The following is a 25,802-nucleotide window of genomic DNA, read 5'->3' on the forward strand; positions in this document are numbered from 1 at the left end:
CCCACGGGGCTAAGCGAACTTTCTCGCTTGGCTTTGTGGGGTTATCTGTGTTTTACCTCGATTTCACTAACTCGCGTTCAGGGGCCTCCGTTTTCGCGGGCTCCGTTTGAGACACCTGCGGCTCCGCAGTTCGGGTAGGCGAGGCTTCTTCCATCATAGCCGGCTCCTGCACAGCGTTCTGCGGCGTATCCGCAGCGAGGTCCTCATTCTCTAAAGTCATTACTAATAATTCTTCTATCTCCGGAAAAGCTTGCTTCGTTGGAACAGCTTCCGCTTCATCGTATTCCGCCGCAATCTGGAACTTGCTGATCTCGGTAAACAACCGCTGCGCCAACGCCAAAATATCATCGGACTGCTCCGCAATGCGTCTGACCGAGGAGTCCTGCTCGATGCTCGTCGAGTTGACTTCTTCGACGCCGGCGGCTGTTTCCTGCGCAATGGCCGCCAGGAATTGAACCGAATCGACGAGCTGGACGTTCCGGGACTGCACATTTTCAATCTTTTGATGGATATGTTCGATTTGTTCCTTAATGCCTCTCGTCGAGCGCTCAATGCTGTTGAAGGAGCCGAACGTTTCTTCCACGTGGCCGCTTTGCGTCATCGCGGACTCGTGCGCAGCGCCCAGCGAAAGCTGCAGCTCTTGAATTTGCTTCTGCAGCGTGCCGATGATCCCGCTGATCGTCTTGGACGATTCGTTCGTCTGCTGCGACAGCTGGCGAATCTCATCGGCGATGACCGAGAAGCCGCGGCCGTGGCTGCCTGCCCGCGCGGCTTCGATGGCCGCATTCAACGCAAGGACGTTCGTCTGCGTGGAAATTTCTGTGATCGAGCGGATGATGACGCCGATCTGCTTGGAGCTGGTGCCGAGCGTCTGCATGGCGCCGTTCACTTTGTGCAGCAGCAGCTGGGACTCGGCAGTCGACGCTTTCAAGGCGGTCACGGAGCTGACCCCTTGCTGGGTGCCGACAGCCGCTTCTTCGCTGCTGCGCAGCATGTCGTTCGTATACGCGGTAATGTCGCGGATTTCTTCTTCAAGCTCGGCCATGATGGCCGAGCTTTGTTCGGTTTTGCTCGCCTGCTCGTCCGCACCGGCTGAAATTTCCTGAATGGCTTTGATGATATCCGTATTGGCAGCGGCCGTCAGCTGTGAGAACCTGTGGAACTCGTGCGAATGCTCCGCGAGGGAAGAAGCGATCGCTTGCGTTTCGCCGAGCATATGACGGACTTGAGCAATCATATGATCGAAACTATTGCTGAGCTGTCCCAACTCGTCCCTGGACGTCGAGTTAATCGTATGCGTCAGATCGCCTGCGGCAATGCGGGCAACGGCCTTTTGCAACCTGTGAATCGGACGTGTAAAGGATGTGATAATTAGGAAGGCAATAACGACCGTCATCAGGAAGACGACACCGAAAGCAGCGAGCATAATGTTGCGGCTGTCATCGAGTGCCTTGGCCGAATCGGCAATGGCGGCGTCGGCGGCGTCGGCATAGGTGACGTAGAACTTATCGACCAGTTCGAAGATCGTATTTTTTAACGTCTGCGATTCATTGTATAAGTATTGAAGATTGATTTCGAGGTCAGTCGGCTTCATGCCCGAATCTTGAATCATTCTGGCTGCGGTATCGAAATTGTTGATATAGTCGACCGTCGATTGAATTAATTTGCTGCGCCATACGAGCTGCTCGGGGGTCGAGGCGGTGTCACCAATCTGTTTTATGTAATCATTGAACTGTGTGCGGTTGCCGTTATATCTCACTACGAAAACAGGGTCCTTGGAGATTTCAAGCCCCGAAGCAATGATGTTTAACTCCTGCACCATATTTTTTAACTCAAGTGCTAGCACTTTCAGTTCGACTTTTTCATTTTGCTCCGCCATATGCTGTTTGATCTGGGTGACTTGATGCAAGTTAAACAAGGCGACGGCTAAAAAAATGAGAAGTACACTGCTAAAACTGGCAATCAGTCTTGCACGCATCGACACATGAGTCATTAGTCTCTTTCGCATATTTTCCCTCCTATATATAGACAAGAATAGACAAAACCATCGTCTATCTACGATTAATATATAGGTCTTCTATTAACTAAAGCGTCGAACTTTGTAAATGGTTTGTAAATGATATTTGTATGAAAGAATCGTAAAGAAATAAATGGCAACATAAAAAAACACATCCCATATATTTGGATTTAATGGGAAAATAATCGAATGATTTGGAAAGTTGGTGGTAAAATGTTGAATGTTATTTAGTTGTTAGTCGTATTGAATTTACAGTTCTTTATTCTGTAAATGAAGAGCGCATAATTGATTAATCATTTTGAAAGGGGTACCCAATTGCTAAAATTTAAATCACCAAATTTGAAATTTGTCACGGTACTAGCATTAGTTTCAATAATATGTACAAATGGGTGGGCTTCAACAGTTGCTGCAGCTTCAGTGGAATCAATGAAAGCGCTTCCCAATATCATTGACAGCAGTGGTAATACGCAACAGTTGCTCAATAGGGTTACCGGCAATGTGTACGGCAGCCAAACAAAGAATCAAATCGTTCGTGAGGTCGTGGAACAACGAACTTCAAAGAGTAAGCATTTTTTACTTGCCGATGGAAGTTATCAGGCTCAGATTTCATTGAAAGATGTGCACTATGAAGATGAGAACGGGCATTGGCAGGATATTAAGACAGATCTCATCGACGAAGCCGATCTGGATGTTGCGACGGTTGCTTTATCCAAGGCGTCTGCGAAGGAAGTCAAGCAGCTTGCTAAGGATAACAAAGATAAGAAGAGCAAGAACCAGTTGGATAGAAGCCAGACGTCGTATCGAGCACTTCAAATTCCCTATGACGTCAAAATACCAAAACAATGGAAGCAAGGATAAATACCTGTTATGACATCATTGACTCTAATGCAGCAATAACTTCGAGTTGTACAGGGGGAAGTACGCCTCTGATCGGCAAGGTTCAGAAGATAACAACTACCAAGGCATTAGAAGGCGGGAAGACTTCCAGATCTGTAACAATATTTGAAGCCGATACGAGATATGCCTATCCCGGAAAACTCGAAACGAATTTCAATACAATTAATGAAAGTGGACAACCCATAACGCAGACCGTATCAACATTTATGACGTATTATATGGGGACGGGGTTATTAAAGGATAGGACCGATGGAGCGAATAATCGTACTTCCTACGTGTATGATTCGCTGGGACGTCTAACAGAGACCAAATACCCTATGTTTACAAATCTGAATGGTCAGCAATACGATGTTTCCGATATTATAACTTATGGGAATTACTATATTCCTAGCTACTACGACCCTACGAATACTGGAATTTATAGTATATATATATATGCTTATCGCAAATATACGCAGAAATCCAATAATGTAGTGAGCTATCTAAATCAACAGGAAGATTACTATGATGGCTTGGGCAACCTGCGTTTAAGTACTTTCTGGGATCCGGGCGCTATTACTTGGAAGTACTCACAATATCACTATGATGACATGTCGCGCGTAACGTACATGGCGGACCCCTTGATGAATACAACGACGGCATCCTATGACAGCTGGGGAAGACAAAATGAAGTTATTGATTCATACGGTAATCTCTATGAAACGGAATATAATCTAAAAGCTCGCCGCACAAGCCGTTATTTTGTGGCTTCGACAGATGTAAATACATATCGTAAAAATCCTGTACTTAATAATCTGAAGACAAGTTATTCCGAGCAAGATGCTGACCAGTGGGGGCGTATTTTAACGACTCGTGTGTATAAAGATTGGCCGAATCAGAATCAACCTCTAACAGAATCATGGACGTATGATACTGTAGGAAATGTTCTGACTTACACAGACCCTAATAAAAACTACAATAGCGATGGTGTGACCAAGAAACTTACCTATGATGTCTTGAACAGACTAGTTACTTACAAGGATGCGTTGGGACAACTGAGCAACTATTCGTATGATGCTGGAGGAAATCTGCAACAAATTTCGATGCAGAGTACTCCGACTGGCCCATCAACTGTACTAAATACGAAACAATTCAACGAAGTAGGGGGATTAACTCAAAAAACAGATCCTGCCAACCTGAGCGAAACCTATACGTATAATAACTTAGGCCAGTTGTATAAGTATGTGGATCGTAATAAAACTACTTTTACGAATCAATATGATGAACAGAATCGATTGAGGGTCAGTTCGATCACAGCGAATGGAACGACGCTTACAAGCAAATCAATTGTTGGTAGCAATGGAATTATGTATGATAAGGCTGAGACCTATTTAAATGGAGTAAGTACAGCAAGTATGACTTCAGGTATGGATACGATGAAAAGGTTAACGTCACTCAATACGACAGCAACTAATTATAGTTCAAGTCTGTCGCTTGCCTATGATGCTAATAGTCGTATGACCAAACAAACGAATAATCTGACAGGTTACAATGTTAACTATCACTACGACAAGCTTCGCATGGATAGCGTGCAGATGAATGGGCTTTCGACACCGAATACCGCGGCAAGTGTCAATGCTATCTATGACTATTATGCAGATGGCCAGATAAAGAGCATTATGTATCCTGTATTAGCCGATGGAACTGTTCTAAAAACGGACTACACGTATAACACGCTGAAGCGGTTGGCAAGTGTGACGAACATGAAAGGAACCAACGTTCTTTCTACTTATTCTTATCTGTATGATGATAATGGCAACATTACTTCCAAAACAGAGACTGTAAATACTGTATCTTCGACAACAAGTTATACCTATGATGCACTAAACCGATTACTTACCATCTCTAGGCCAGACGGAAGTACGGCGAGTTATACCTATGATTTGAAGGGTAATCGAATGACTTTGCAAGATAATACGCAGAACTTCCCGATGACTGACATTAGTTATACGTACGATCTACTGAATCGACTGAGCAGTGTTATCTATGGTTCCATGACAACGTCGTTTGCATATGCGCCCAACAACTTGCGGTATAAAAAGACGTCAGGAACACAAACGATTCAGTATCAGTACGACGCATCAGGGAATGTCATTTCTGAGAGTAATGGTAGCAACCTGATTACGGCCAATTACATTCGAGGCGATCGCTTATTAGCGAAAAAAGATGTAAGTACGGGTCAAATGTATTATTATTTATACAATGGTCATGGGGATGTCACTCAGATTGTTGACACAAACGGAATTATTGTAAACAATTACCAGTACGATGAGTGGGGAAACATAACAAGCCAAACTGAAGGGATTGCCAACTCATTCAAATATGCTGGAGAGCAGTATGATACGGAGACTGGACTGTACTACTTGCGGGCGCGTTACTATGATCCAAGTGTAGGCAGGTTTATAAATGAGGATACGTATGAAGGGCAGATTGATAATCCGCTGAGCCTTAACCTTTACACATACGTGCATAATAATCCGTTGACAAACGTTGACCCCACAGGACATTGGTGTACGGCAGTAGTTAATGGAACGACTTACTCACATCCAGGCGGTTGTAATGATGGTTCAGGTGATATGAATGGTTCAAGGACGGATGGATCTGGTTATTCAAAAGACGCAGTCCATAACGGTGATTATTACTATGACGACGATGGGAACCTACAGCAATATTTCATACCAGGCGCTCCTCATATTTCCGATCCTTCTGGCATTTCTCAAGTAGTTGTAGGTTGTGCTTATGATAGTGAATGTGCGGGATTTGTGAGTGGTGGAATTGCTAGCACTGGTGTGGTCGTAGAAGGAGTTAAAGATGGTGCAATAGCAGTTGGTTCTAGTGTTAAAAAATTGTGGGATTGGGGCAAAGATGCAATATCTGACTTGCGTTCTAAGGAACCAGTGGGTAAACCATTCGATCCTGATGGACCAACGGTTCAAATAGGGGTTGACCCACGAACGTTAATACCGGATAAAGATTTAAGTAAATTGTCAGAACAAAGGCTACAGAACGCCGTAGAATTTGGAGGAGACCACCCGATTAAAGTTGATAGAAATGGAGTTGTTCAAGATGGACATCACAGACTATTAGATGCGATTAGAAATAACAAACCAGTAGATGTACAAATTGGATATTAAGAGGGTGGGGGACTTGGAGGCAAGTAATTTTACGTTTTTTTTGTTAAACCTTCAAAAATTACTTATTTTTACTCGCAGCAATTTATCTAAATTAAATCTTGAAGTGCTGATGAGTGTACTGCTATTAAACATAGAAGTTCTATTAAGAGAAGAAGCTATTGATTTAAAATTGTTTCAAAATGAAATCATAAACTGTCTACCTGAAGGGAGTATTGAAAAGGATGTAGTACAGAATTTGTTCGTATATAACTATCAAGGTACACGTACTAATTTTAAGGAAGTAGAAAATTATGTTGTATTTATTTATGAAGTTTTGAATCAAGTGTGCTTTGCAATTAGAGATTCAAACTTTGAAAGATCCTATCTATTAATTGATGCTGTGCACTGTTTGCCCCAAATGTTAATTGAATTTAAAAAGTGGGACAGGAAGTCCTTTTGGTATAGTTTTATAAAAATTAGTCCACCTCTGTTCGATGAAGAATTTTTAGGAAAGTGGGAAATATATTTTATTCCAAAAGGGACAAAATGGGGCAAGCTCAAAAAATTATTAAATCTTTAATTATTGCAACCTTGCGACTAACCCTCGCAAGGTTCTTTTTTTGCACCGCAGCGTGGCGCTTCACGATTCCTTGATTTAATAACGCATAGTCAGTTCTCTCGGCGAGAGAACTATCGTTGTTCCGCTTTCCCATAGGCTTCCGCTTGATTTTAGGGAAAAAAAGACTGACTGAACATGGCCACGAACTAGGCGCAGAACGCTCAGAAATCGCCGTAGGTGGACGCTACTGTCCGGCTGTGATCGTTCGCACGTTCTGAGGATTGAAGTGGGAATTTGCCCGGTCTCTATCTCCTGTAACCATTTGCTCAAACGGATTCTTTAAGCGATAGGTAAGTGATGACATGATCGAAAAATAATCGATATAGCTTTTCGATTGAGTACGATAAATCGATAATCGATTTTTAATAGAAATAGAAGCCTATACAGACCCACTATATCCTTATAGTAGGTAAACCTACACCTCGCGACCAACCCTCGCGAGGCTTCATTGTGTCCATCAAGACACCAATACCAGCAGCAATAACTACTCTTGATCTAGTAGTTATACGATAATTTTGTAAACAAAAAGTTTTACATTACGTTTACGTTTCGTGGGTTTGGAATTTACATTCGATTGTTACGATAGGTTTGTCAGTTAGGAGGGCACACAACACGGGGCTCGATACTAACAAAGTATAAACATACAATTAAAGGAGGACATGCTTACTATGTTTAAGTTCATGTCGAAAAAAGGGATTACATTAACACTATCTGCGGTACTTATGATGGGGTCTTTGGCTGCATGCGGTACAAAAACAGAAACCAATAACGGCAGCTCCGCTTCACCTGCTGCATCCACAGCAGCTTCCACTTCCGCAGCGCCAACGGCTACGCCGAAAACAGAGCTTAGCGGTACAGTAACAGCTTCCGGTTCCAGCGCATTGCTTCCACTCGTGAAGCAAGCGGCAACTGAGTTCATGGAGAAAAATCCGAAAGTAACCATTAACGTAACGGCTGGCGGTTCCGGCGTAGGCGTGAAAAACGTAGCTGACGGCACATCCGATATCGGTAACTCCGACGTTGAGCCTGCGGCAGAGTTCAAAGATAAAGGTCTGGTTGACCACCAAGTGGCAATCGCGCCTTTCGCACTTATCGTTAACAAAGATGTTAAAGTTGATAATGTAACGAAAGCACAAGCGGCTGATATTTACACAGGTAAAGTGACGAACTGGAAAGAAGTCGGCGGCAACGACGCGAAAATCGTGCTGGTTCACCGTCCGGACAGCTCCGGGTCCCGTACACTGGTGAAAAACATCATCCTGGACGGCAAAGAGTTCTCCAAAGATGGCATTACGCAAGAAAACAGCGGTGCGATGAAAACAGCGGTTGTCGGTCAATCCGGTTCCATCGGTTACGTGGATACACCTTATATCGATGACACAGTGAAAGCACTAAAAATCGACGGTGTTGCGTTCTCCGAAGACAACATCAAAAACGGCACTTACAAACTGTATGGCGTTGAGCACATGTATACAAAAGGTGAAGCGAAAGATCCAGCGAAAGCGTTCATCGATTATATCATGAGCAAAGAGTTCCAAGGCAAACAAGTTCGCGATCTGAAATTCTTGCCGGCTGATCTGCTCAAAAAATAATAGAGTTCCTCAACGAGAGAGCGTCTGCTTACTAGGCAGATGCTCTTTTTCTTTTACAATTCGTAAACTTTTACATAGGCTTTACAATTCATTGATCGTCCATTGACATTCATCTTCTATAGTAGAAATAAGCCTTGGGCTTCACGAGAAAGGGGAGTCATCCTTGAACTATATGGTCAATCAACTTACCAATGAGAATTCGGATGTAAGCCGCCCGGTCATTACGAAATGGACACGCGGCCAGCATGCGCAAGACAAACTGATGAGAATGATTTTTGTGGGAAGTGCCGCATTGGTGTCGGCGATTATCTTTTCCATCATTATTTTCGTCGGGATGCAAGGAATTAAAACTTTTCAAGGTGTAAGTCCGTTGGAGTTTTTCTTCTCCACAGACTGGACACCGGGTCAAAATAAATTCGGAGCGTTTCCGTTCCTGTACAGCACGCTGCTGATGACGCTGGTAGCGGTCGTGTTGTCTGTGCCGCTGGCTTTGTCCGGCGCACTGTTTATGGCGAAAATCGCGCCGAGATGGATGCGTGAAATCATGCGTCCGGCGACCGACCTATTCGTCGGCATTCCATCTGTCGTGTACGGTCTGATCGGGATGACCGTGATCGTGCCGGCGCTGGGTAAATTCGCAGGCGGCATCGGCTACGGCATCCTGCCGGCAGCGATCATCCTCGCGATCATGATTTTGCCGACGATTCTCTCTATTTCGGAAGATGCAATCCGCTCCCTTCCAAGCCGTCTGGAAGAAGCTTCACTGGCCCTCGGCGCGACGCGCTGGCAGACAATGTGGCGGGTGCTGCTCCCGGCAGCTCGTCCAGGCATTCTCACAGGCATCATCCTGGGGATGGGCCGCGCGATCGGCGAAACGATGGCTGTGTTCATGGTGATCGGCAACTCGCCGCAGATGCCCAAATCACTGCTGGATTCCACGACGGTGTTAACAACGGCAATTGTAAAAGATATGGGAAATACGAGCTACGGCTCCACATGGAATAACGCCTTGTACTTGATGGCACTTCTGCTGCTGATCATCTCTCTCGTACTCATTCTCGTTATTCGTATCGTGGCCAAGAGGAGTGAAGTGAAATGACCAGCAAAACGACAGATCGCATCGCCACCGTTTACTTCTGGGCATCCGGCATCGTTATTATTGCCATCCTAGCCTGGTTTATTATCCGGATTCTCGGGGAAGGCGTTCCGCATTTATCCTGGCACTTTATTTTCGGCAAGCCGGAAGAAATTAAGGCGGGGGGCGGAGTTGGCCCGCAGCTGTTTAACTCCTTCTATGTCCTGTTCCTGTCCCTGCTCATCTCCGTGCCGATCGGTTTGTTCGCCGGCATTTATCTAGCCATTTACGCGCAAAAGAATTGGTTCACCGATCTCGTCCGCATCTCCGTTGAGGCGCTGTCGTCAGTACCTTCGATCGTTTTCGGTTTATTCGGTTTCTTGTTATTTGCGAACCTGCTGGGTTTGAAATTTTCTATTCTCGGCGGTGCGGCAACCGTTGCCCTGCTGAATCTTCCGGTCATGGTGCGCGTCACCGAGGAGTCGATCCGTACGGTGCCGGATTCCTATTGGGAAGCGAGCCTGGCGCTCGGCTCAACCAAATGGCAGGCGATTCGCAAAGTTTTGATTCCGGCAGCGTTGCCGACCCTTATTACGGGCATCACCTTGATTGCAGGCCGCGCGCTCGGCGAATCGGCGATTCTGATCTATACGGCGGGCTTGTCTGTCTCCCGTTTTTTCCCGGACTTCAATCCGCTGAATATGGGAGAAACGCTCTCTGTCCATTTGTGGTACGTCGGTGCTGAGTCTCTCGTTCCCGATGCCAAAGCCATTGCCAAAGGCAGTGCCGCGCTGCTGTTGATTGTCGTGCTCATTTTCAATTTACTCGTCAGCGTGCCTAGCCGAATCCTACAAAAACGACTTTCCGGAGGGAAATAATCCATGACTCCTAAATATAAAATCAAAGCAGAGAAATTGAATCTCTACTACGGCGAGAACCATGCGCTGCATGATATTGATCTTCAAATCGAAACAGGGACAATCGCGGCGCTGATCGGCCCTTCCGGCTGCGGCAAATCCACGTTCCTCCGCACGCTGAACCGGATGAACGACCTGATCGACAATGTCCGGATTTCCGGGAATGTCGCAGTCGACGGCCATAACATTTACGGCGGCGATTCCGACGTCGTATCCTTGCGCAAACGGGTCGGCATGGTGTTCCAACGCCCGAATCCGTTCCCGATGAGTATCTACGATAACATCGCTTACGGTCCGCGCATTCACGGCACGAAGAAAAAAGCGGTGCTTGACGAAATCGTCGAACGCAGCTTGGTGCAGGCGGCGCTGTGGGACGAAGTCAAGGATCGGCTGCACAAGTCTGCGATGGGGCTATCCGGCGGCCAGCAGCAGCGTCTCTGCATCGCTCGTCTGCTTGCGGTAGAGCCGGATGTTTTGCTCATGGATGAGCCGACTTCTGCCCTGGACCCGATCTCGACACTCAAAGTTGAAGAACTGACGCAAACCTTGAAAGAGAAATACACGATTATTATCGTAACGCACAACATGCAGCAAGCCGCTCGTATTTCGGATCGCACTTCCTTCTTCCTGAACGGCTATTTGGTGGAAACAGATAAAACGGACAAAATTTTCACGAACCCGAACGATCAGCGCACCGAAGATTACATTACAGGCCGTTTCGGCTAACTTTGGACAGAAGGAGAGAGAATATGGATGCTAGACCGGGGTTTCATCAATCACTAAGCTTACTGCAGCAAGAGTTACAGCAAATGGGGGAGAGCGTCGAGAAGCTGATCTTCAAATCGGTCCAGTCGCTGGCGGCGTTGGACGAGAAAGCGGCTCAGCAGGTCATCAATACCGACGATTTGATCGACGATTATTTAACTAGGATTGATGAGCTGTGTCTTCGGCTGATTGCCCTGCAGCAGCCGATGGCGAGCGACCTGCGGATCATTGGAACGGCACTGAAGATCGCGACCGACTTGGAGCGGATTGCGGATCATGCCGTGGATATCGCGAAAATCACGATCCGTTTTGCCGGCGAGGAGCTCGTCAAACCGCTGGAAGTGATTCCGCAAATGGCGGAAATCGCGATCGAGATGCTGCACGAGAGCCTGCTCTCCTATACGGAGCGCGATGTGCACCGCGCGGCTGCACTCGCGGAGAAGGACGACCGAGTCGACAAGCTGTACAGCAGCGTCATGCAGGAGCTGATGGGCCTCATGGGGACGGATTACAACCGCAACCGTCAATTGACGCACTTGATGTTCGTTGCGCATTTCCTGGAGCGCGTGGCGGACCACACGACGAACATCGGCGAGGGCGTCATCTACATGGTAACGGGCAAACGGAAAGATTTGAATATATAAGCTAAAATATAAGGGCAGCCCTTCGGTCAAATTTCGACCGCTTGGGCTGCCCTTTTTATACGGCCTGCATCGGGAACCGTATCATAAACGTTGTGCCTTTTGAACTGGAGTTCACTTCAATTGTCGCTTGATGCCTTGTCGCAATGGAGTAGCAGATCGCGAGACCGAGGCCTGTGCCTTCATCCTTCGTGGTAAAGAACGGACGTCCCAGCTTCTCCAAATGCTCGGCGGAAATGCCTGTGCCTTCATCAGCAATCAGGAGCACGACATGTGTGTCGTCTTGATACGTTTCAATACAGAGTGTTCCGCCGACGCTCATCGCCTCCAAGCCGTTCATACACATGTTGAGAATGAGTTGGCGAATCTCTTTATCGTCGAGCTGAATGTCCGGACAGGAGCCCAGATTGCCGTTGACATGCTTGCCGCACATGACGGCTTCAGCCTGAATCAACGGCAGCAGCGATTCGATGATGCGGTTGAGGCTTTCGGATTTTTGGTAAGAGGTCTTGTTCTTGGCGAGCGACAAGTATTCGGTAATAATGTCGTTCGCGCGGTCAAGTTCCTCGAGCATGATCGGAATGTATTCTCTCTGCATATGCCGGTCGTTCTCTCGGAACAATTGCAGGAAGCCGCGGATCGTCGTCATCGGATTGCGGATTTCATGGGCAATGCCGGCCGCCATCTCGCCGACGAGATTTAGCTGCGCCAGGCGGGCCATTTCGCTCTCGAAGCGGAGGCTCTCGGTCACATCGACCGCCACTTCCAGCAAACATTTGTCATGCTCAATGTCGATGATTTCTGTCGACAGCAGAGCAGTGCGCACTTCGCCGGATTTGGTGACATATTTGACTTTCTCGTTATGCAGTATATCGCACAAGTTGATATTCCCATCCGATTCGGGGCTGAGCAGGTCGAGGTTCGTTCCGATAATTTCGTTGCCATATCCGGTGTACTGCTTCCAACTTTCATTCACTTCCAGATAGGTCAGATCGGGCAGGCGTCGAATGGACATGAGCGATGGGGAAAGGATGAACATTTTCTTGAAATGCTCCTGCGAATTCATTAATTTCTGGTGCGCGTCAACTAACTCGGTCGTGCGCTCTTCGACCCATTGTTCCAGGAGAACATTTTGCTGAATCAGCTTCTCTTCCGCTTCCGCCAACTTGCGGTTCGTTTCTTCCAGATCCAGCGTCCGTTTATGTAAGAGCTCGCTTTGAATTTTCAGTTTCTGATGATTGAGGTGCATGTTGACGAAGCCGTCCACCTTCATGCGTAGCATTTTGGGGTGTACGGGTTTGAATAAATAATCAATCGATCCTACATGATAGCCGCGCAGCACATGCTCGATGGACGTGCTTAAAGCGGTTAGAAAAATGATGGGAATATCCTGATAGGCCTTGCGCTGTTTGATCAGTTCAACGGTTTCAAAGCCGCTGAGGCCCGGCATCTGGACATCCATAAGAATAACCGCAATATGATCGGCGGGTTCTTTCAGCAAATATCGAAGGCATTCTTCACCCGATTGCAAAGAAATAACGTCATAGGAAGAAGAGGCCAAAATGCTGTTGAGCGCCAGCAAGTTCTCATAACGGTCGTCTACCGCCAAGATCTTAACTTGTTGTTCCATCTCCATGTCCTTTCCGGGTTTATATGCCTGTACGCACCTGACAATTCGTCTCTCATTGTTTCGCGGAAAAAATGAAATTCCCTCTTTTTTTGGGAAAATCTTTACAATCATTTTACGTTTGGATAACATAGGCAGCTACTTGGTTTGCTAAACTGGGACTAACAGACTAGAAGGCTAAGGATGATGGACATGAGCGTGCAGACAGAAGAATGGGCGGAGTTCAACAAGCTCCTGGAGGAGCAGTTGATTTACGCTGTATATCAACCGATTATTTCGCTTCAAAATGGACAAGTGATGGGCTATGAAGCGCTCACCCGCGGACCGGCGGAGAGCCCGTTTCAATCGCCGCTTGCGATGTTTCAATACGCGGAGAAGCAGGGCGAGCTTTATCGCTTGGAGCGGCTAGCCAGAGAAAAAGCGATTCAAGGCAACATTCTGGAGCACCCGCAGCAGCTGCTTTTCATCAATCTGTCATCGCAGGTGCTGCACGACCCCGGGTTTGTGCCGGGCAAGACGCTTGAAGCGCTTCAGAAGTATGGGCTTTCCCCGCGCAACGTCGTATTCGAAATCACCGAGCGCAGCTCGATTGAAGATTTTTCCCTGGCGCAAAAAATTCTTGCGCATTACCGCGCCCAAGGCTACCGCATTGCGATTGACGACGCCGGAGCCGGGTACTCGTCCTTGCAAGCGATTGCGGAGCTGCAGCCCGATTTTATCAAGATCGACCGTTCGCTCATTGAGAATATTCATTTGAATAAAATAAAGGAATATATCCTGGAAACGTTCGTCACATTCGCGCAAAAAATGAACATTTCGCTGATCGCCGAAGGCATCGAACGGGTCGAGGAGCTCGCCAAATTAACGCAGATGGGCGTACATTACGCGCAAGGCTATTTATTGGGACGACCTTCGCAGACGACGGCGACGGTTCTGGATGCGCATAAAATGATTATCTGGCAGTATCGCCGGGTGGAGGGCGGAAGCATGACGTGGCGCATAGGAGACTTGAAGACGCCGGTGCATGTGTTCGAGAAGCGGACACTGATCTCCGAAGTCGCCGATTTTTTCAAAAAAAACCAGGAGGCGATCGGCGTCGTGATCGTTCACCAGGAGCGTCCGGTCGGGCTTGTCATGCGGGACCGGTTCTTCCAGCATTTAGCAGGGCAATATGCGTATTCGCTGTACTGGAACCGGACGATCGACAGCATCATGGACGCTTCGCCGCTGATCGTCGACGAGGAGACGGCAGTCGAGCTTGTGTCCCAGCAGGCGACATCGCGCGCGATTCACCACCTGTACGATCTGGTCATCATTACAAGTCAAGGGAAAATGGCGGGAACGGCGTCAATCCGGACGATTCTGGAGAGCATCACGAATGTGCAAATGGAATCTGCACGTGTCGCGAACCCGCTGACCGGCTTACCGGGCAACCGCCAGATCAACCGGGAGATTAATCGGCGCCTAATCGAGTGCAGACCCTTTCATGTGGTGTATGCGGATCTGGACCATTTCAAATGGTACAACGACCGGTTCGGCTTTCAAAAAGGGGACGGGATGATTCAGTACACGGCCGATGTGCTGCAGCAGGCGATTGCGTTCTATGGAACGCCGCACGATTTTGTCGGCCATGTGGGCGGGGACGATTTCATTGCGATTTCGACGACGTTGTCGCCGAAGCTGCTGTGCGAGGAGATGATCCGTCGGTTTGACAGCGGCGTGGGGATGTTCTACGACGGCCAGGAGATTGAGCAGGTATGGGATCGGAGCGGGAATCCGGTGCCGATTCATGGTGTTACGCTTTCGCTTTCCTTGGTGATGTGCAGCTGCGATTCGGCTGCTTCGATCGAGTTGATCTCACAAACGGCGGCACAGCTCAAGAAGAAAGCGAAAGCGTATCACGGCAGCGTTTATTTTTACCAGAAAATATAGCCACAGGTTCACGAAAATGTATAGATCAACTGCTTGAACGAGCGGATGATCACAACCTTTTGCCTGCCGATGCGCCGCTCGGAAATTTTTTTCACATTGCCGGGGTGAATCCAGACAGCGTCCATACCGGTCTGCGCAGCGCCGATAACATCGTTTTTCCATGAGTTGCCGATCATCACGCTTTGCCCGGGCGTCGTTCCCATCGCTTTGATCGCTTGCTCAAAGATCACGGGGTGCGGCTTGCGCGGGCCGTCCTTCTCTGAAGCGAACAGCCGGTCCGGCGTGAACCAGGGGGTCAGTTTCATTTTCTCCAAGTTATTCTGCAGTCTCTTGCGGTTGCCGTTGGAGATGATCGCGAGCTGATAATGCTTGGATAAAATATCGAGCGTATCTTCCACGCCGGGAAACAGCGCGACGTAATGATCCTCCCGCTCTTCGACTCGCTCGAAAAAGTTGCGCGTAAACGCCGTGCTCACCTGGATGGGCATGGCTTGCAGCGCTTTGGTCAGGCAAAGGTGCCGAAGCTCGTCGGGGGAAATGGGGCTGCGGATGGGAGCTTTCCGGTGCCGGCTCCACTCGGCTTTATAGCTTTGCAGCGCTTCGTTTGCCGTCACGCCCTCATCGGGGTCCCAACGGGCCGTGAAGTCGTTCATCACCTCTAAAAATGCCGAATCAAAGCATTGCCTGCGATCTAAAATCGTATTGTTCATATCGAAAAAAAGTTGTTTTTTGCGGTTTGGCGAGAAAAAAGGGCTCATACGGAGATCCTCCTTCTGAAGACCAGACCCCCGATTCAGGGGTTCCTTACATACTTATGTTGGGAACCGTTTTTTTATTTTAATTTCATATGCTATGATGGAAGAAGTATGTCTAAAAATCGGGGTGAATTCATGGATAAGTTAATTATTATAGACGGCAACTCGATTGCAAACCGTGCGTTCTACGCGCTTCCTCTGCTTAGCAACTCCAGCGGTCTGCACACCAACGCGGTTTACGGCTTTACAACTATGCTGCTCAAATTGATTGAAGAAGAAAAACCGACGCATTTTCTCGTGGCGTTCGATGCCGGGAAGATTACGTTTCGACATAAAGAATATGGCGACTACAAAGGCGGACGGGCGAAAACCCCGCCGGAGCTCTCCGAGCAATTTCCACTCATTAAAGAGCTGTTGAAAGCGTTCAATATTCAGCAGTTTGAATTGTCCGGCTATGAGGCAGACGATATCATCGGCACGCTGACGAAAGCCGCAGACGCCAAGGGAGAGCGCGTGCTGCTCGTCTCCGGCGACAAGGACATGCTGCAGCTTGCGTCCGACAACGTCACCGTTGCCATTACGCGCAAGGGGATCAGCGAAGTGGAGCTGTACGATCCGCCTGCGATTATGGAGAAATACGGGCTGACGCCGCAGCAGATTATCGACCTCAAGGGGCTCATGGGCGACACGTCCGACAACATTCCGGGCATTCCGGGGGTCGGGGAGAAGACGGCGCTGAAAATGCTGCATGAATTCGGCACGGTGGAAGCGGTGCTCGCGAACGCGGACAGTCTCAAGGGCAAAATGAAGGAAAAAGTCGAAGAGCATGCCAAGAGCGCGCTCATGAGCAAGGACCTCGCGACGATTTTCCGCGAGGTGCCGATGGAAACGGAATGGAGCACGTTCCGCTATGACGGCTTCGATGGGACGGCTCTTTCCAGTATGTTCCGGAAGCTGGAGTTTAAGTCGCTGCTCGAGAAGATGGATTTCGGAAGCGCTCCTCTCACGGAGGAAGAGCAGGCCGCGATCGAGAGCCTCGAAGCGGTCACGGTGAACGCCGGGAACGTGCAGCAACTGATCGATCGGCTGGATAACCACGCCGCGATCCACGTGGAGGCGATCGGCGACAACCCACATCACGCGGAGATGGTCGGCGTTGTGTGGTTTATGGACGAGGATGGGACGAATACGTCCTATTATGTGCCGATGGCGGTGCTGGCGAGCGACGCCGGGCAGCCCTTGCGCGCGTGGCTCAGCGACGCTTCGAAGAAGAAGCAGCTGTTCGACGTGCACCGCGCGCTGCTCGCTCTCGCCTGGCAGGATATTCCGCTCGCCGGCGTCGATTTTGACGTGCTGCTGGCCGCATACTTACTCGATCCGACGGATTCGAATCTGACGCTTAGCGGCCTATCGGCCAAATACGGTCTGCCGGGCGTGAAGGCGGACGAAGAGGTGTTCGGCAAAGGCGCGAAGTTCCGCCTGCCGGAGGAAGCTGCGCTTAGCGAGCATCTGGGCCGCAAAGCGATGGCGATGGCGCGCATGGTGCCCGTGCTGCGCGTGGAACTGGAGAAGAGCGAGATGCATCGCCTCTTCTACGAACTGGAGCTGCCGCTCGCGAGTGTGCTCGCGGAGATGGAGCTGCGCGGCATCAGCGTGGATGCCGAGGGCTTGAAGGCGCTCGGCGTGGAGCTGGCCGTTCAGCTGGACACGATCATGGCCAGCATCTACAAGCTCGCCGGCGTCGAGTTCAACATCAATTCGCCGAAACAGCTCGGCGATATTCTGTTTGAGAAGCTGGGGCTTCCAGCTTATAAGAAAACCAAAACCGGCTACTCGACGGACGCCGAGGTGCTGGAGCGCCTCGCGCCCTATAACGAAGTGGTCGGGCAGATCCTGAATTACCGCCAGCTGGCGAAGCTGCAGTCGACTTACGTCGAAGGCCTGCTGAAAGAGGTGCGATCCGAGACCGGCAAGGTGCACACGTACTACCGGCAGACGATCGCCGCCACGGGCAGGCTGAGCTCACAGTTCCCGAATCTGCAGAACATCCCGATCCGGCTTGAGGAAGGGCGCAAAATCCGCAAAGTGTTCGTCCCGTCCGAGCCGGGCTGGTACATTCTGGCGGCGGATTATTCGCAGATCGAGCTGCGCGTGCTCGCGCACATCTCGCAGGATGAGAAGCTGAAGGAAGCGTTCCTTCAGAATATGGACATCCACACGAAGACGGCCATGGACGTCTTCGGCGTGGAGGCGTCGGCGGTGGACAGCAACATGCGCCGCCAGGCGAAAGCGGTCAACTTCGGGATCGTGTACGGCATCAGCGACTACGGCTTGTCGCAGAACCTGGATATTACCCGCCGGGAAGCGGCGCAGTTCATCGAGCAGTATTTCGCCGTGTTCCAAGGCGTGCGCAAATACATGGATGACATCGTCAAAGACGCGCGCGCAAACGGCTATGTAACGACACTGCTGCAGCGCAGACGTTATCTGCCGGAAATTACGGCGTCGAATTTCAATATCCGTTCCTTTGCGGAACGGACGGCGATGAATACACCGATTCAAGGAACGGCAGCGGATATTATCAAACTGGCGATGGTGCAGATGGCGGAGCGCCTGAAGCAGGAAGGGCTGCGGAGCCGCATGCTCTTGCAAGTGCATGACGAATTGGTCTTCGAAGTGCCGGAAGAGGAATTGGAGACGATGAAGCGGCTCGTGCCGGAAGTGATGGCGGCTGCGCTGGAGCTGGATGTACCGCTCCGCGCCGACGTCGATTACGGCCAGACTTGGTATGATGCCAAGTAAGCCGTAACTCCTTCATCTAACAGGTTGGATAGCATTGGGTGCAAGGTGCCTGCGAAAAGGCAGGAATTTCCAACAAAAGAGGCGTTTTTTATAAAATGCCTGCGAAAAAGCAGTTCTTTAGGAGCGAACTCGTTCCAAAGGTGGATTTCGCTAAAAATTCCTGCCGATTCGCAGGTATTTGACCAAATCAGGGGATGAGCGAGGAAAATTCCTGCACATTTGCAGGTTTAGGTAGCCGAACAATTTTTAATACAACGAGGTGAACAGCTGTGCCTGAATTGCCAGAAGTCGAGACAGTCAAGCGGACCTTAATTGAACTCATCACGGGAAAAACGATGGAGCGGGTTCAGGTCAGACTGCCCCGCATTATTCAGAAGCCTGACGATATTCAGCAGTTCGAAGTTCTGCTTCAAGGACAGACGGTCGAAACGATTGAACGCCGGGGCAAGTTCCTGCGTTTCATTCTGACCGATTACGTGCTCGTTTCCCATCTGCGGATGGAAGGCCGCTACGGCCTGTATCAGGCCGGGGAGCCGCTCGAGCTCCATACGCATGTCATTTTTCATTTTACGGATGGGACTGAACTTCGCTATAAAGACGTGCGTCAATTTGGTACGATGCATCTGTTTCCCAAAGGTGAGGACCTGAAGCAGCCGCCGCTGCACAAGCTGGGCCTGGAACCGCTGGAGGAAGCTTTCACCTTTGAAGCGTTCCGCCAAGCGATCGGACATCGCAAGACGAAGATTAAGCCCTTGCTGCTCAATCAGGCATACATCGTCGGCATCGGGAATATTTATGTAGACGAGTCCCTGTTCCTCGCGGGCATTCATCCTGAGCGGGAAGCCTCCTCTTTAAGCCGCAAGGAGCTTGCTGCGCTGCATGCGTCGATTGTTCAGACGCTGCGCGAATCCGTCGAGGTCGGGGGCTCATCCGTCAAGTCCTATGTCAACGGACAAGGTGAAATGGGGATGTTTCAACATCAGTTGAACATCTATGGCAGAGAATCGCAGCCATGCAAAACGTGCGGCACTCCCATTGTAAAGACAGTCGTCGGCGGCCGCGGCACCCACACGTGCCCGAAATGCCAGCCTTTGAAACGCAAGCGCGCGCAAAAGAAGTCGCAAGATTAGGCACATGAAGCGCCCAGATCCCATATGATATGGAGTATTTAGTGAGCTTTCCGATCGTACCACCCACATATTGGAAAGTCTCCTTCGCCTAGATGACCGGCTCAAACGGCTCGTAATCGGGTATTACTCTTAGGAGGGGTCGTATGCTTCCTGTACTTTCTTTGATCATTTTGGCGTTCGCCGTTTCACTTGACGGCTTTGGTGTCGGCGTGATGTATGGGTTAAGAAAAATACGTATTCCGCTCGTCTCCATCGGGATTATATCGCTCTGGTCAGGCATCATTATTCTGGCTTCGATGCAGATTGGCGTGTTGATGTCGTCCTACATGTCACCCGGTGTGGCCAAACGCATCGGGGCTCTGATCTTGATCGGCATCGGGATCTGGGCGCTGATCCAAACCTGGCAAGGGCAGAAAGCGCAGGATACTTCGGCAGGCCAGGCACAGGAGGCTTCCGTCAGCGCGGTTCAGGGCGCTTCGTCCGGCACGGCCGAACAGCCGATTCCGCTCGACACGCTGCAGCGAACGAAAGAGATTTTGAATATTGAATTGAAACACTTTGGACTGGTGATCCAAATTCTTCGCACCCCGTCGATCGCAGATGTCGATAAATCGGGTAACATTTCCGCCTCCGAGGCGACGCTGCTAGGTCTTGCGCTTTCGCTGGACTCCTTTGGCGCCGGCATCGGGGCCGCCTTGATCGGGTTTGCGCCGATTCTGACCGCATCGGTCATCGCGGTTGCCAGCGGCGCGTTCATCGCCGTCGGGCTCCGCATCGGACTCAAATACGCAGATATGACCTGGATGCAAAAGCTCTCCATTCTTCCGGGCTGCGTGCTGATTCTCATGGGACTTATCAAAATGCTGTAAAACGAAATCATCATGTCGTATTGAGGAGAGAAGCTTATGAATATCGGCTTAACAGGAGGCATTGCTTGCGGGAAAAGCACGGTAAGCGGCATGCTCGTCAGCCGCGGCGCCCTGTTAGTAGATGCGGATCAAATCGCACGCGATGTCGTCCAGCCGGGCAGCCCTGTTCTCGAACAGGTTGCCGCGCATTTTGGACAAGCCGTTCTGAACCCGGACGGGTCGCTGAACCGAAAGAAGCTCGGTGAGCTCATCTTTGGCTCGGAAGAGCAGCGTAAGGCATTGGAGGGCATTCTGCATCCTCCAATTCGGGCTAGGATGCGCAGCCAGATGGCAGCCTACGAGCGAGAACAGCCGGACAAGCTTGTCGTTGTCGATGTGCCTTTGCTTTTTGAATCCGGACTGGCTTCGATGTTTGAGGCCACGTTGGTCGTGTATGTCCCTCGCGAGGTTCAATTGGAGCGCTTGATTGCGCGCGACGCTTTGACGGAGGCCCAGGCGGCGCTCCGCTTGGAAGCGCAAATGGGGATTGAGGAGAAGCGCAAGCTTGCTGACTTCGTCATCGACAACAGCGGAACGCTGGAACAAACGATGGAGCAGGTCGAACACTTTCTAACTGAAAAGGGGCTCACATGATTCGCATGGCGTTTTGGCGTAAAAAACGAATATTTGCGATTTTGTTGATTGTGTTTGTGGCGACGCTTTTCATGAACAGTGCCTATATCGGAAGAAAGCTGTATCCGATTCATTATGTGCAGGAAATTAAGACGAGTGCGGCGAAACACAAGGTAGATCCTTTTCTGATTGCCGCGATTATCCGTGTGGAAACAAATTACCAGTATCATTTGGAGTCGAGCAAAGGTGCGATCGGCCTCATGCAGTTGATGCCGGATACCGCAGACTGGATCGTGGAGTCCGCCGATGTAAGCGTCAAGTCGCGCGACGATCTGCTCAAGACGGATTTGAACATTTATCTGGGGTCTTGGTATGTAAGTTGGCTGATCAAACATTACAACGGCAATATGGTGTATGCGATTGCGGCTTACAATGCGGGACAAGGCAACGTCAATAAGTGGAAAAATAGCGGAGTTTGGGACGGCACCGAAGAGAATAGCTCGCAAATTCCGTTCGGGGAAACGCGTCATTATTTGCAGCGCGTGCTGTTTTACTACGACAAATATACGAAGTTGTATGCGGAGAAGTGGCAGGAAAGCGACGATTCCGCATAACCAAAACAAAGAAGCATTGGACTAGCTCCGGTGTGGAGCGAGAGTCCAATACTTCCTGTTTTGCAGACATCAAGCGCTACGTCATCATCAAGATTACTTGAATTGACCAGCAAGAGATTGTTCTGCGATTTGCACCAGGCGACGAGTAATGTGACCACCAATAGCACCAGTATCACGTGTAGCCATATTGCCGTAGTATCCGTCCTGCGGGATCGCGATACCAAGCTCTTGAGCTACTTCGTACTTCAACTGATCCAACGCTGCGTTAGCTTGTGGAACCACCAAAGTATTACTATTGCTTGCGCTCATGTCTGTTCACCTCCTTGTCGGTTGGTAAATCTATTGTGTGCAGATCGCCTCGCTTCAAGACATGTAACATTTGGGAATGAAAATGAGTTAGAATAGAAACATAGAAAGGAGATGAAAGCGAATGAAATGTCCGTTCTGTGATCACTCGGGGACGAAGGTACTGGATTCCCGTTCCGCCAATGAGGATAAATCCATCCGGCGGCGGAGGGAATGCGAGAAATGCGCCAGGCGGTTCACGACGTTCGAAATGATTGAAGAAACGCCGTTAATCGTGATTAAAAAAGACGGAAGCCGGGAAGAATTTAGCCGAGAGAAAATACTTCGGGGCTTGATCCGCGCCTGCGAGAAGCGGCCGGTGTCAATGGAGCAGCTTGAGATGCTGGTTTCGGAAGTGGAAATGCAGCTGCGAACGACCGCGCATGCGGAAGTCGACAGCCTGGCGATCGGAGAAATCGTGATGGAGCAGCTGTATCCTGTCGATGAAGTGGCGTACATTCGCTTCGCCTCTGTGTACCGGCAATTTAAAGACATTAATATGTTCCTGAAGGAGCTTACGCAAATTTTGGGCAAGCATGACGGGACTTTGCTTCGGGATAAATAGTGTTGAAAAAAAATTTAGGGCAAGGGAACCATATGTCGACTTGAAATGTGGATTTTCTTGATCGCAATGCGACAAAAAAACGAGAAAGACAGCGGATCGTCCGCTGTCTTTTTTTGATGAATGCCCGGAAAGCCAGTCAGTACGGGAAAAACACGCTGAGGCCATTTGTTGAAAAAAAGTATGAATCTATAGACATCAACCGACTGTATTTTTGAAGCTGATAAGGCATAATTCGTTTATTGAGTTTGTTTGTCCAGTTCACTTCTCAGAAAATGAATGAAACGAAGCGATTCTTCATCGGTCAGCTCGCTACCCCCAAACGAAAAGGAGAACTTATCCAAAATTTCGCTTTCCGGAAGATGCAGATGATCAATCAACTGCTTCACATCTACGCTCATATTCCCATCAATCACCATTTTCCTCATTGTAAGACTCCTCCTTGTCGACGTGCGCAAAGGGCGGACGGAGGCGGTAGCTGGCTGACATATCGGTGCTTTTGGCTGCCGAAGTAGTCCCTATAGCTTTGCGTCACCACTTTTCAATGGTTTTGCCTTTATCGTACCGCACAATGCTTGTAATTAGACTATACCACAAAAAGCTGGCAGCTACTCCATTATTACATTAAATTCGAAGGATGGTTGAAGCAAATGTCCGTTAATAAACCGTTTTCACAAAAATGTTGTGAGCTTGACATTCTGGAGATTGCTAGGGCACTGGGCATCGATCAAGAGCGGTTATTATCTTATGTTTATGCAAAGCCTGAAATGATAAATGCTAGCGTGGATACAGACCGTTTGAAAGAATCTGCGTCGAATTAGCCTACAAGGCAAAAAGGAGCACATCCGCCTTTCGGCTTCCGTGCCCCTATGCAATTACACCATGATTTTGCAAATATCGTTTGTAAATTCCACCGGATCTTGCAGCGGCAGTCCTTCAATAAGCAGCGCTTGATTGTACAGCAGCGCGGTGTACAGATTAAGTTTTTCCTTATCGCTGTTGAAAGCATCCTTGAGCGAAGTAAACACCTCGTGGTTCACGTTGATCTCAAGCACCTTCTCCGCCTTGACGTTCGGATTGTTCGGCATCGCGTTCAGGATTTTCTCCATTTCGATCGTCACGTCGCCTTCGGTCGACAAACAGACCGGATGCTTTTTGAGACGTTTGGAGGCTTTCACGCTGGATACTTTACCTGCGAGCTGCGAGCTCATGTAGTCGAACAGATCCTTGTTGTCGGATTTGTCTGCCGCGTCGTCGTCTTTGTTCTCTTCTGCGTCAATGCCAAGATCGCCGCTGGAGACGGAGCGGAACTCCTTCTCTTTGTAGGACGTCAGAATCTTGATTGCGAACTCGTCAATATCGTCGGTGAAGTACAGGATTTCATAGCCTTTATCGGTTACAATCTCCGTTTGCGGCAGCTTGTCGATACGCTCCATCGATTCTCCGGAAGCGTAGTAGATGTACTTCTGATCTTCCGGCATTCTGGAGACGTACTCGTCGAGCGTAACTAGCTTCTTCTCTTTGGAAGAGTTGAACATCAGCAGATCCTGCAATTGATCTTTGTTGATGCCGTAATCGTTGTAGACGCCGAATTTCAGCTGTCTGCCGAACGCTTTATAGAACTTTTCATAGTTCTCGCGCTCGTCTTTGAGCATGCTTTGGAGCGAGCTCTTGATTTTGCTGGCAATGTTCTTCGCGATCAGCTTCAGCTGGCGGTCGTGCTGCAGCATCTCGCGGGAGATGTTCAGCGACAAGCTTTCGGAATCGACCATCCCTTTGACGAAGGAGAAATGGTCAGGCAGCAGATCGGCGCATTTGTTCATGATCAGGACGCCGTTTGCGTACAACTCGAGCCCTTTCTCGTATTCTTTCGAGTAGTAGTCGAACGGCATGCTTTCCGGAATAAACAGAATAGCTTGGTAGACGACGGAGCCGTCCGCGCTGACGTGAATATGTTTTAGCGGCTTGTCGAAGCCGTAGTGCTTCTCATGATAGAATTTCTCGTAATCTTCGACAGTCAGCTCGTTTTTGTTTTTACGCCAGATCGGCACCATGGAGTTAACGTGCTGTTCTTCTTTTACGTCCTCGTATTCGTTTTCCGTGCCTTCCTTCAGGCGGCGGGAGGACACGTCCATCTTGATCGGATAACGGATGAAATCGGAGTACTTCTTGACGATGGCTTTGAGGCGGTATTCCTCCAAAAACTCATCGTAACTGTCATCCTCGGTATTCGGCTTAATGTGGAGGACGATTTCCGTACCTACCTCCGCTTTTTCCGCGGGCTCGATGGTGTAACCGTCGGCTCCTGACGACTCCCAGCGGTATGCCGTATCGCTGCCGAGCGCCCGGCTCGTAACGGTGATAAGGTCAGCGACCATGAAGGCGGAGTAGAAGCCTACCCCGAATTGGCCGATGATGTTATGGCCGTCTTTCGCTTCATTCTCTTTCTTAAACGCCAGCGAGCCGCTCTTCGCAATAACCCCGAGGTTATTCTCCAGCTCTTCCTTCGTCATCCCGATCCCGGTATCGCGAATCGTCAGCGTGCGGTTGTCCTTGTCCGCGGTGATGCGGATGTAATAGTTATCTTTGTCAAAAACGAGCGAGTCGTCGGTTAACGCTTTGTAATAAATTTTGTCAATCGCATCGCTGCTATTGGAAATCAGCTCTCTCAGAAAGATTTCCCGCTGTGTGTAGATCGAGTTAATCATCATTTCCAGCAAGCGTTTGGATTCGGCTTGAAACTGCTTCTTTTCCACGTGTAAATCTCCTTTCCCTATGTAAAAAGCTATGGGCTTCACGCCCGTTAGCACTCTCGTTCGGTGAGTGCTATATACTCTTTTTTATATCATCCTTGTCATTTAAAGTCAATTCATTTGCAG

At 49.3% G+C, this 25,802-nt stretch carries 22 protein-coding genes and 1 riboswitch; of the genes, 16 read left to right on the plus strand and 6 right to left on the minus strand.

The window, feature by feature from the left end; all coding sequences use genetic code 11:
* Positions 1-52: 52 nt before the first annotated feature.
* Positions 53-2,008 (minus strand): methyl-accepting chemotaxis protein, encoded by a 1,956-nt coding sequence (locus EJQ19_RS01715; RefSeq protein WP_126139485.1) that lies wholly within the window; start codon positions 2,006-2,008, stop codon positions 53-55.
* A 324-nt stretch (positions 2,009-2,332) separates the two neighbouring features.
* Here EJQ19_RS01715 and EJQ19_RS01720 point away from each other — a divergent pair, with 324 nt between their 5' ends.
* The 8 genes from EJQ19_RS01720 (at position 2,333) to phoU (ending at position 11,678) form a co-directional block, all read left to right on the plus strand.
* A complete protein-coding gene (locus EJQ19_RS01720) occupies positions 2,333-2,875 on the plus strand; it encodes a hypothetical protein (protein WP_126139486.1) in 543 nt (180 codons plus the stop codon).
* A complete protein-coding gene (locus EJQ19_RS01725; protein ID WP_126139487.1) occupies positions 2,860-6,087 on the plus strand; it encodes an RHS repeat-associated core domain-containing protein in 3,228 nt (1,075 codons plus the stop codon). The genes EJQ19_RS01720 and EJQ19_RS01725 overlap by 16 nt, the downstream gene beginning before the upstream one ends.
* Positions 6,088-6,100: 13 nt before the next feature.
* A complete protein-coding gene (locus EJQ19_RS01730; RefSeq protein WP_126139488.1) occupies positions 6,101-6,646 on the plus strand; it encodes a hypothetical protein in 546 nt (181 codons plus the stop codon).
* A gap of 707 nt (positions 6,647-7,353) precedes the next feature.
* Entirely contained in the window at positions 7,354-8,277 is a 924-nt protein-coding gene (locus EJQ19_RS01735) for a phosphate ABC transporter substrate-binding protein (protein ID WP_126139489.1), read from the plus strand.
* A gap of 172 nt (positions 8,278-8,449) precedes the next feature.
* Positions 8,450-9,376: a phosphate ABC transporter permease subunit PstC gene (gene pstC / locus EJQ19_RS01740; protein ID WP_126139515.1), complete on the plus strand. Its 927-nt coding sequence runs from the start codon at positions 8,450-8,452 to the stop codon at positions 9,374-9,376.
* Positions 9,373-10,230: a phosphate ABC transporter permease PstA gene (gene pstA, locus EJQ19_RS01745; protein WP_126139490.1), complete on the plus strand. Its 858-nt coding sequence runs from the start codon at positions 9,373-9,375 to the stop codon at positions 10,228-10,230. Before pstC ends, pstA begins: the two co-directional genes overlap by 4 nt.
* Positions 10,231-10,233: 3 nt before the next feature.
* A complete protein-coding gene (gene pstB, locus EJQ19_RS01750) occupies positions 10,234-10,995 on the plus strand; it encodes a phosphate ABC transporter ATP-binding protein PstB (RefSeq protein ID WP_126139491.1) in 762 nt (253 codons plus the stop codon).
* Between the two features lie 23 nt (positions 10,996-11,018).
* Complete coding sequence (phoU, locus tag EJQ19_RS01755; protein WP_126139492.1) at positions 11,019-11,678, plus strand: phosphate signaling complex protein PhoU; 660 nt, start codon at positions 11,019-11,021, stop codon at positions 11,676-11,678.
* 55 nt (positions 11,679-11,733) lie between these two features.
* Here phoU and EJQ19_RS01760 read toward each other — a convergent pair whose 3' ends face one another.
* Positions 11,734-13,305 carry an ATP-binding protein gene (locus EJQ19_RS01760; RefSeq protein WP_241242678.1) on the minus strand — a complete coding sequence of 524 codons (1,572 nt, stop codon included), beginning with the start codon at positions 13,303-13,305 and terminating at the stop codon, positions 11,734-11,736.
* Positions 13,306-13,494: 189 nt separating this feature from the next.
* Between EJQ19_RS01760 and EJQ19_RS01765 the strand changes: the two genes are divergently transcribed.
* Complete coding sequence (locus EJQ19_RS01765) at positions 13,495-15,234, plus strand: GGDEF domain-containing protein (protein WP_164716267.1); 1,740 nt, start codon at positions 13,495-13,497, stop codon at positions 15,232-15,234.
* Between the two features lie 8 nt (positions 15,235-15,242).
* On the opposite strand, the gene EJQ19_RS01770 is transcribed toward EJQ19_RS01765, so the two are convergent.
* Positions 15,243-15,992, minus strand: a complete 750-nt coding sequence (locus EJQ19_RS01770) for an HAD family hydrolase (protein WP_126139495.1) — start codon at positions 15,990-15,992, stop codon at positions 15,243-15,245.
* A 132-nt stretch (positions 15,993-16,124) separates the two neighbouring features.
* On the opposite strand from EJQ19_RS01770, the gene polA reads away from it, so the two are divergent.
* The 5 genes from polA (at position 16,125) to EJQ19_RS01795 (ending at position 22,016) form a co-directional block, all read left to right on the plus strand.
* A complete protein-coding gene (gene polA / locus EJQ19_RS01775) occupies positions 16,125-18,791 on the plus strand; it encodes a DNA polymerase I (protein ID WP_126139516.1) in 2,667 nt (888 codons plus the stop codon).
* A gap of 269 nt (positions 18,792-19,060) precedes the next feature.
* Positions 19,061-19,921 carry a DNA-formamidopyrimidine glycosylase gene (mutM, locus tag EJQ19_RS01780; RefSeq protein ID WP_126139496.1) on the plus strand — a complete coding sequence of 287 codons (861 nt, stop codon included), beginning with the start codon at positions 19,061-19,063 and terminating at the stop codon, positions 19,919-19,921.
* A gap of 143 nt (positions 19,922-20,064) precedes the next feature.
* Positions 20,065-20,790, plus strand: coding sequence for an MntP/YtaF family protein (locus EJQ19_RS01785; protein ID WP_126139497.1), 726 nt, complete (start codon positions 20,065-20,067; stop codon positions 20,788-20,790).
* A 36-nt stretch (positions 20,791-20,826) separates the two neighbouring features.
* Positions 20,827-21,423 (plus strand): dephospho-CoA kinase, encoded by a 597-nt coding sequence (gene coaE, locus EJQ19_RS01790; protein ID WP_126139498.1) that lies wholly within the window; start codon positions 20,827-20,829, stop codon positions 21,421-21,423.
* The gene (locus EJQ19_RS01795; protein WP_338143317.1) at positions 21,420-22,016 is read left to right on the plus strand and encodes a lytic transglycosylase domain-containing protein; all 597 of its coding nucleotides are present in this window, start codon (positions 21,420-21,422) and stop codon (positions 22,014-22,016) included. Before coaE ends, EJQ19_RS01795 begins: the two co-directional genes overlap by 4 nt.
* Before the next feature lie 93 nt (positions 22,017-22,109).
* Here the strand turns inward: EJQ19_RS01795 and EJQ19_RS01800 are convergent, their stop codons facing one another.
* The gene (locus EJQ19_RS01800) at positions 22,110-22,325 is read right to left on the minus strand and encodes an alpha/beta-type small acid-soluble spore protein (RefSeq protein ID WP_126139499.1); all 216 of its coding nucleotides are present in this window, start codon (positions 22,323-22,325) and stop codon (positions 22,110-22,112) included.
* Positions 22,326-22,446: 121 nt separating this feature from the next.
* Here EJQ19_RS01800 and nrdR point away from each other — a divergent pair, with 121 nt between their 5' ends.
* Positions 22,447-22,926, plus strand: a complete 480-nt coding sequence (gene nrdR / locus EJQ19_RS01805; protein WP_126139500.1) for a transcriptional regulator NrdR — start codon at positions 22,447-22,449, stop codon at positions 22,924-22,926.
* 236 nt (positions 22,927-23,162) lie between these two features.
* On the opposite strand, the gene EJQ19_RS01810 is transcribed toward nrdR, so the two are convergent.
* Complete coding sequence (locus EJQ19_RS01810) at positions 23,163-23,351, minus strand: hypothetical protein (RefSeq protein WP_126139501.1); 189 nt, start codon at positions 23,349-23,351, stop codon at positions 23,163-23,165.
* A 42-nt stretch (positions 23,352-23,393) separates the two neighbouring features.
* Positions 23,394-23,488, minus strand: a riboswitch (cyclic di-GMP riboswitch).
* Positions 23,489-23,573: 85 nt separating this feature from the next.
* Between EJQ19_RS01810 and EJQ19_RS31670 the strand changes: the two genes are divergently transcribed.
* Positions 23,574-23,744, plus strand: a complete 171-nt coding sequence (locus tag EJQ19_RS31670; RefSeq protein WP_164716268.1) for a hypothetical protein — start codon at positions 23,574-23,576, stop codon at positions 23,742-23,744.
* A 54-nt stretch (positions 23,745-23,798) separates the two neighbouring features.
* On the opposite strand, the gene htpG is transcribed toward EJQ19_RS31670, so the two are convergent.
* A complete protein-coding gene (gene htpG, locus EJQ19_RS01815) occupies positions 23,799-25,679 on the minus strand; it encodes a molecular chaperone HtpG (RefSeq protein WP_126139502.1) in 1,881 nt (626 codons plus the stop codon).
* Positions 25,680-25,802 lie beyond the last annotated feature (123 nt).

Origin of the sequence: Paenibacillus whitsoniae (assembly GCF_003955665.1) — a bacterium.
In the GTDB taxonomy this organism is placed as follows: domain Bacteria; phylum Bacillota; class Bacilli; order Paenibacillales; family NBRC-103111; genus Paenibacillus_E; species Paenibacillus_E whitsoniae.

Bases quoted from the DNA above. Each gene is read 5' to 3' on its own strand.
- phoU (WP_126139492.1), top strand. From the start codon at position 11,019: ATGGATGCTAGACCGGGGTTTCATCAATCACTAAGCTTACTGCAGCAA.
- pstB (WP_126139491.1), top strand. From the start codon at position 10,234: ATGACTCCTAAATATAAAATCAAAGCAGAGAAATTGAATCTCTACTAC.
- EJQ19_RS01715 (WP_126139485.1), bottom strand. From the start codon at position 2,008: ATGCGAAAGAGACTAATGACTCATGTGTCGATGCGTGCAAGACTGATT.
- polA (WP_126139516.1), top strand. From the start codon at position 16,125: ATGGATAAGTTAATTATTATAGACGGCAACTCGATTGCAAACCGTGCG.
- EJQ19_RS31670 (WP_164716268.1), top strand. From the start codon at position 23,574: ATGTCCGTTAATAAACCGTTTTCACAAAAATGTTGTGAGCTTGACATT.
- EJQ19_RS01795 (WP_338143317.1), top strand. From the start codon at position 21,420: ATGATTCGCATGGCGTTTTGGCGTAAAAAACGAATATTTGCGATTTTG.
- nrdR (WP_126139500.1), top strand. From the start codon at position 22,447: ATGAAATGTCCGTTCTGTGATCACTCGGGGACGAAGGTACTGGATTCC.
- EJQ19_RS01735 (WP_126139489.1), top strand. From the start codon at position 7,354: ATGTTTAAGTTCATGTCGAAAAAAGGGATTACATTAACACTATCTGCG.
- EJQ19_RS01800 (WP_126139499.1), bottom strand. From the start codon at position 22,325: ATGAGCGCAAGCAATAGTAATACTTTGGTGGTTCCACAAGCTAACGCA.
- pstC (WP_126139515.1), top strand. From the start codon at position 8,450: ATGGTCAATCAACTTACCAATGAGAATTCGGATGTAAGCCGCCCGGTC.
- EJQ19_RS01810 (WP_126139501.1), bottom strand. From the start codon at position 23,351: ATGAGGAAAATGGTGATTGATGGGAATATGAGCGTAGATGTGAAGCAG.
- EJQ19_RS01785 (WP_126139497.1), top strand. From the start codon at position 20,065: ATGCTTCCTGTACTTTCTTTGATCATTTTGGCGTTCGCCGTTTCACTT.
- EJQ19_RS01770 (WP_126139495.1), bottom strand. From the start codon at position 15,992: ATGAGCCCTTTTTTCTCGCCAAACCGCAAAAAACAACTTTTTTTCGAT.
- pstA (WP_126139490.1), top strand. From the start codon at position 9,373: ATGACCAGCAAAACGACAGATCGCATCGCCACCGTTTACTTCTGGGCA.
- EJQ19_RS01760 (WP_241242678.1), bottom strand. From the start codon at position 13,305: ATGGAACAACAAGTTAAGATCTTGGCGGTAGACGACCGTTATGAGAAC.
- EJQ19_RS01725 (WP_126139487.1), top strand. From the start codon at position 2,860: ATGGAAGCAAGGATAAATACCTGTTATGACATCATTGACTCTAATGCA.
- coaE (WP_126139498.1), top strand. From the start codon at position 20,827: ATGAATATCGGCTTAACAGGAGGCATTGCTTGCGGGAAAAGCACGGTA.
- EJQ19_RS01765 (WP_164716267.1), top strand. From the start codon at position 13,495: ATGAGCGTGCAGACAGAAGAATGGGCGGAGTTCAACAAGCTCCTGGAG.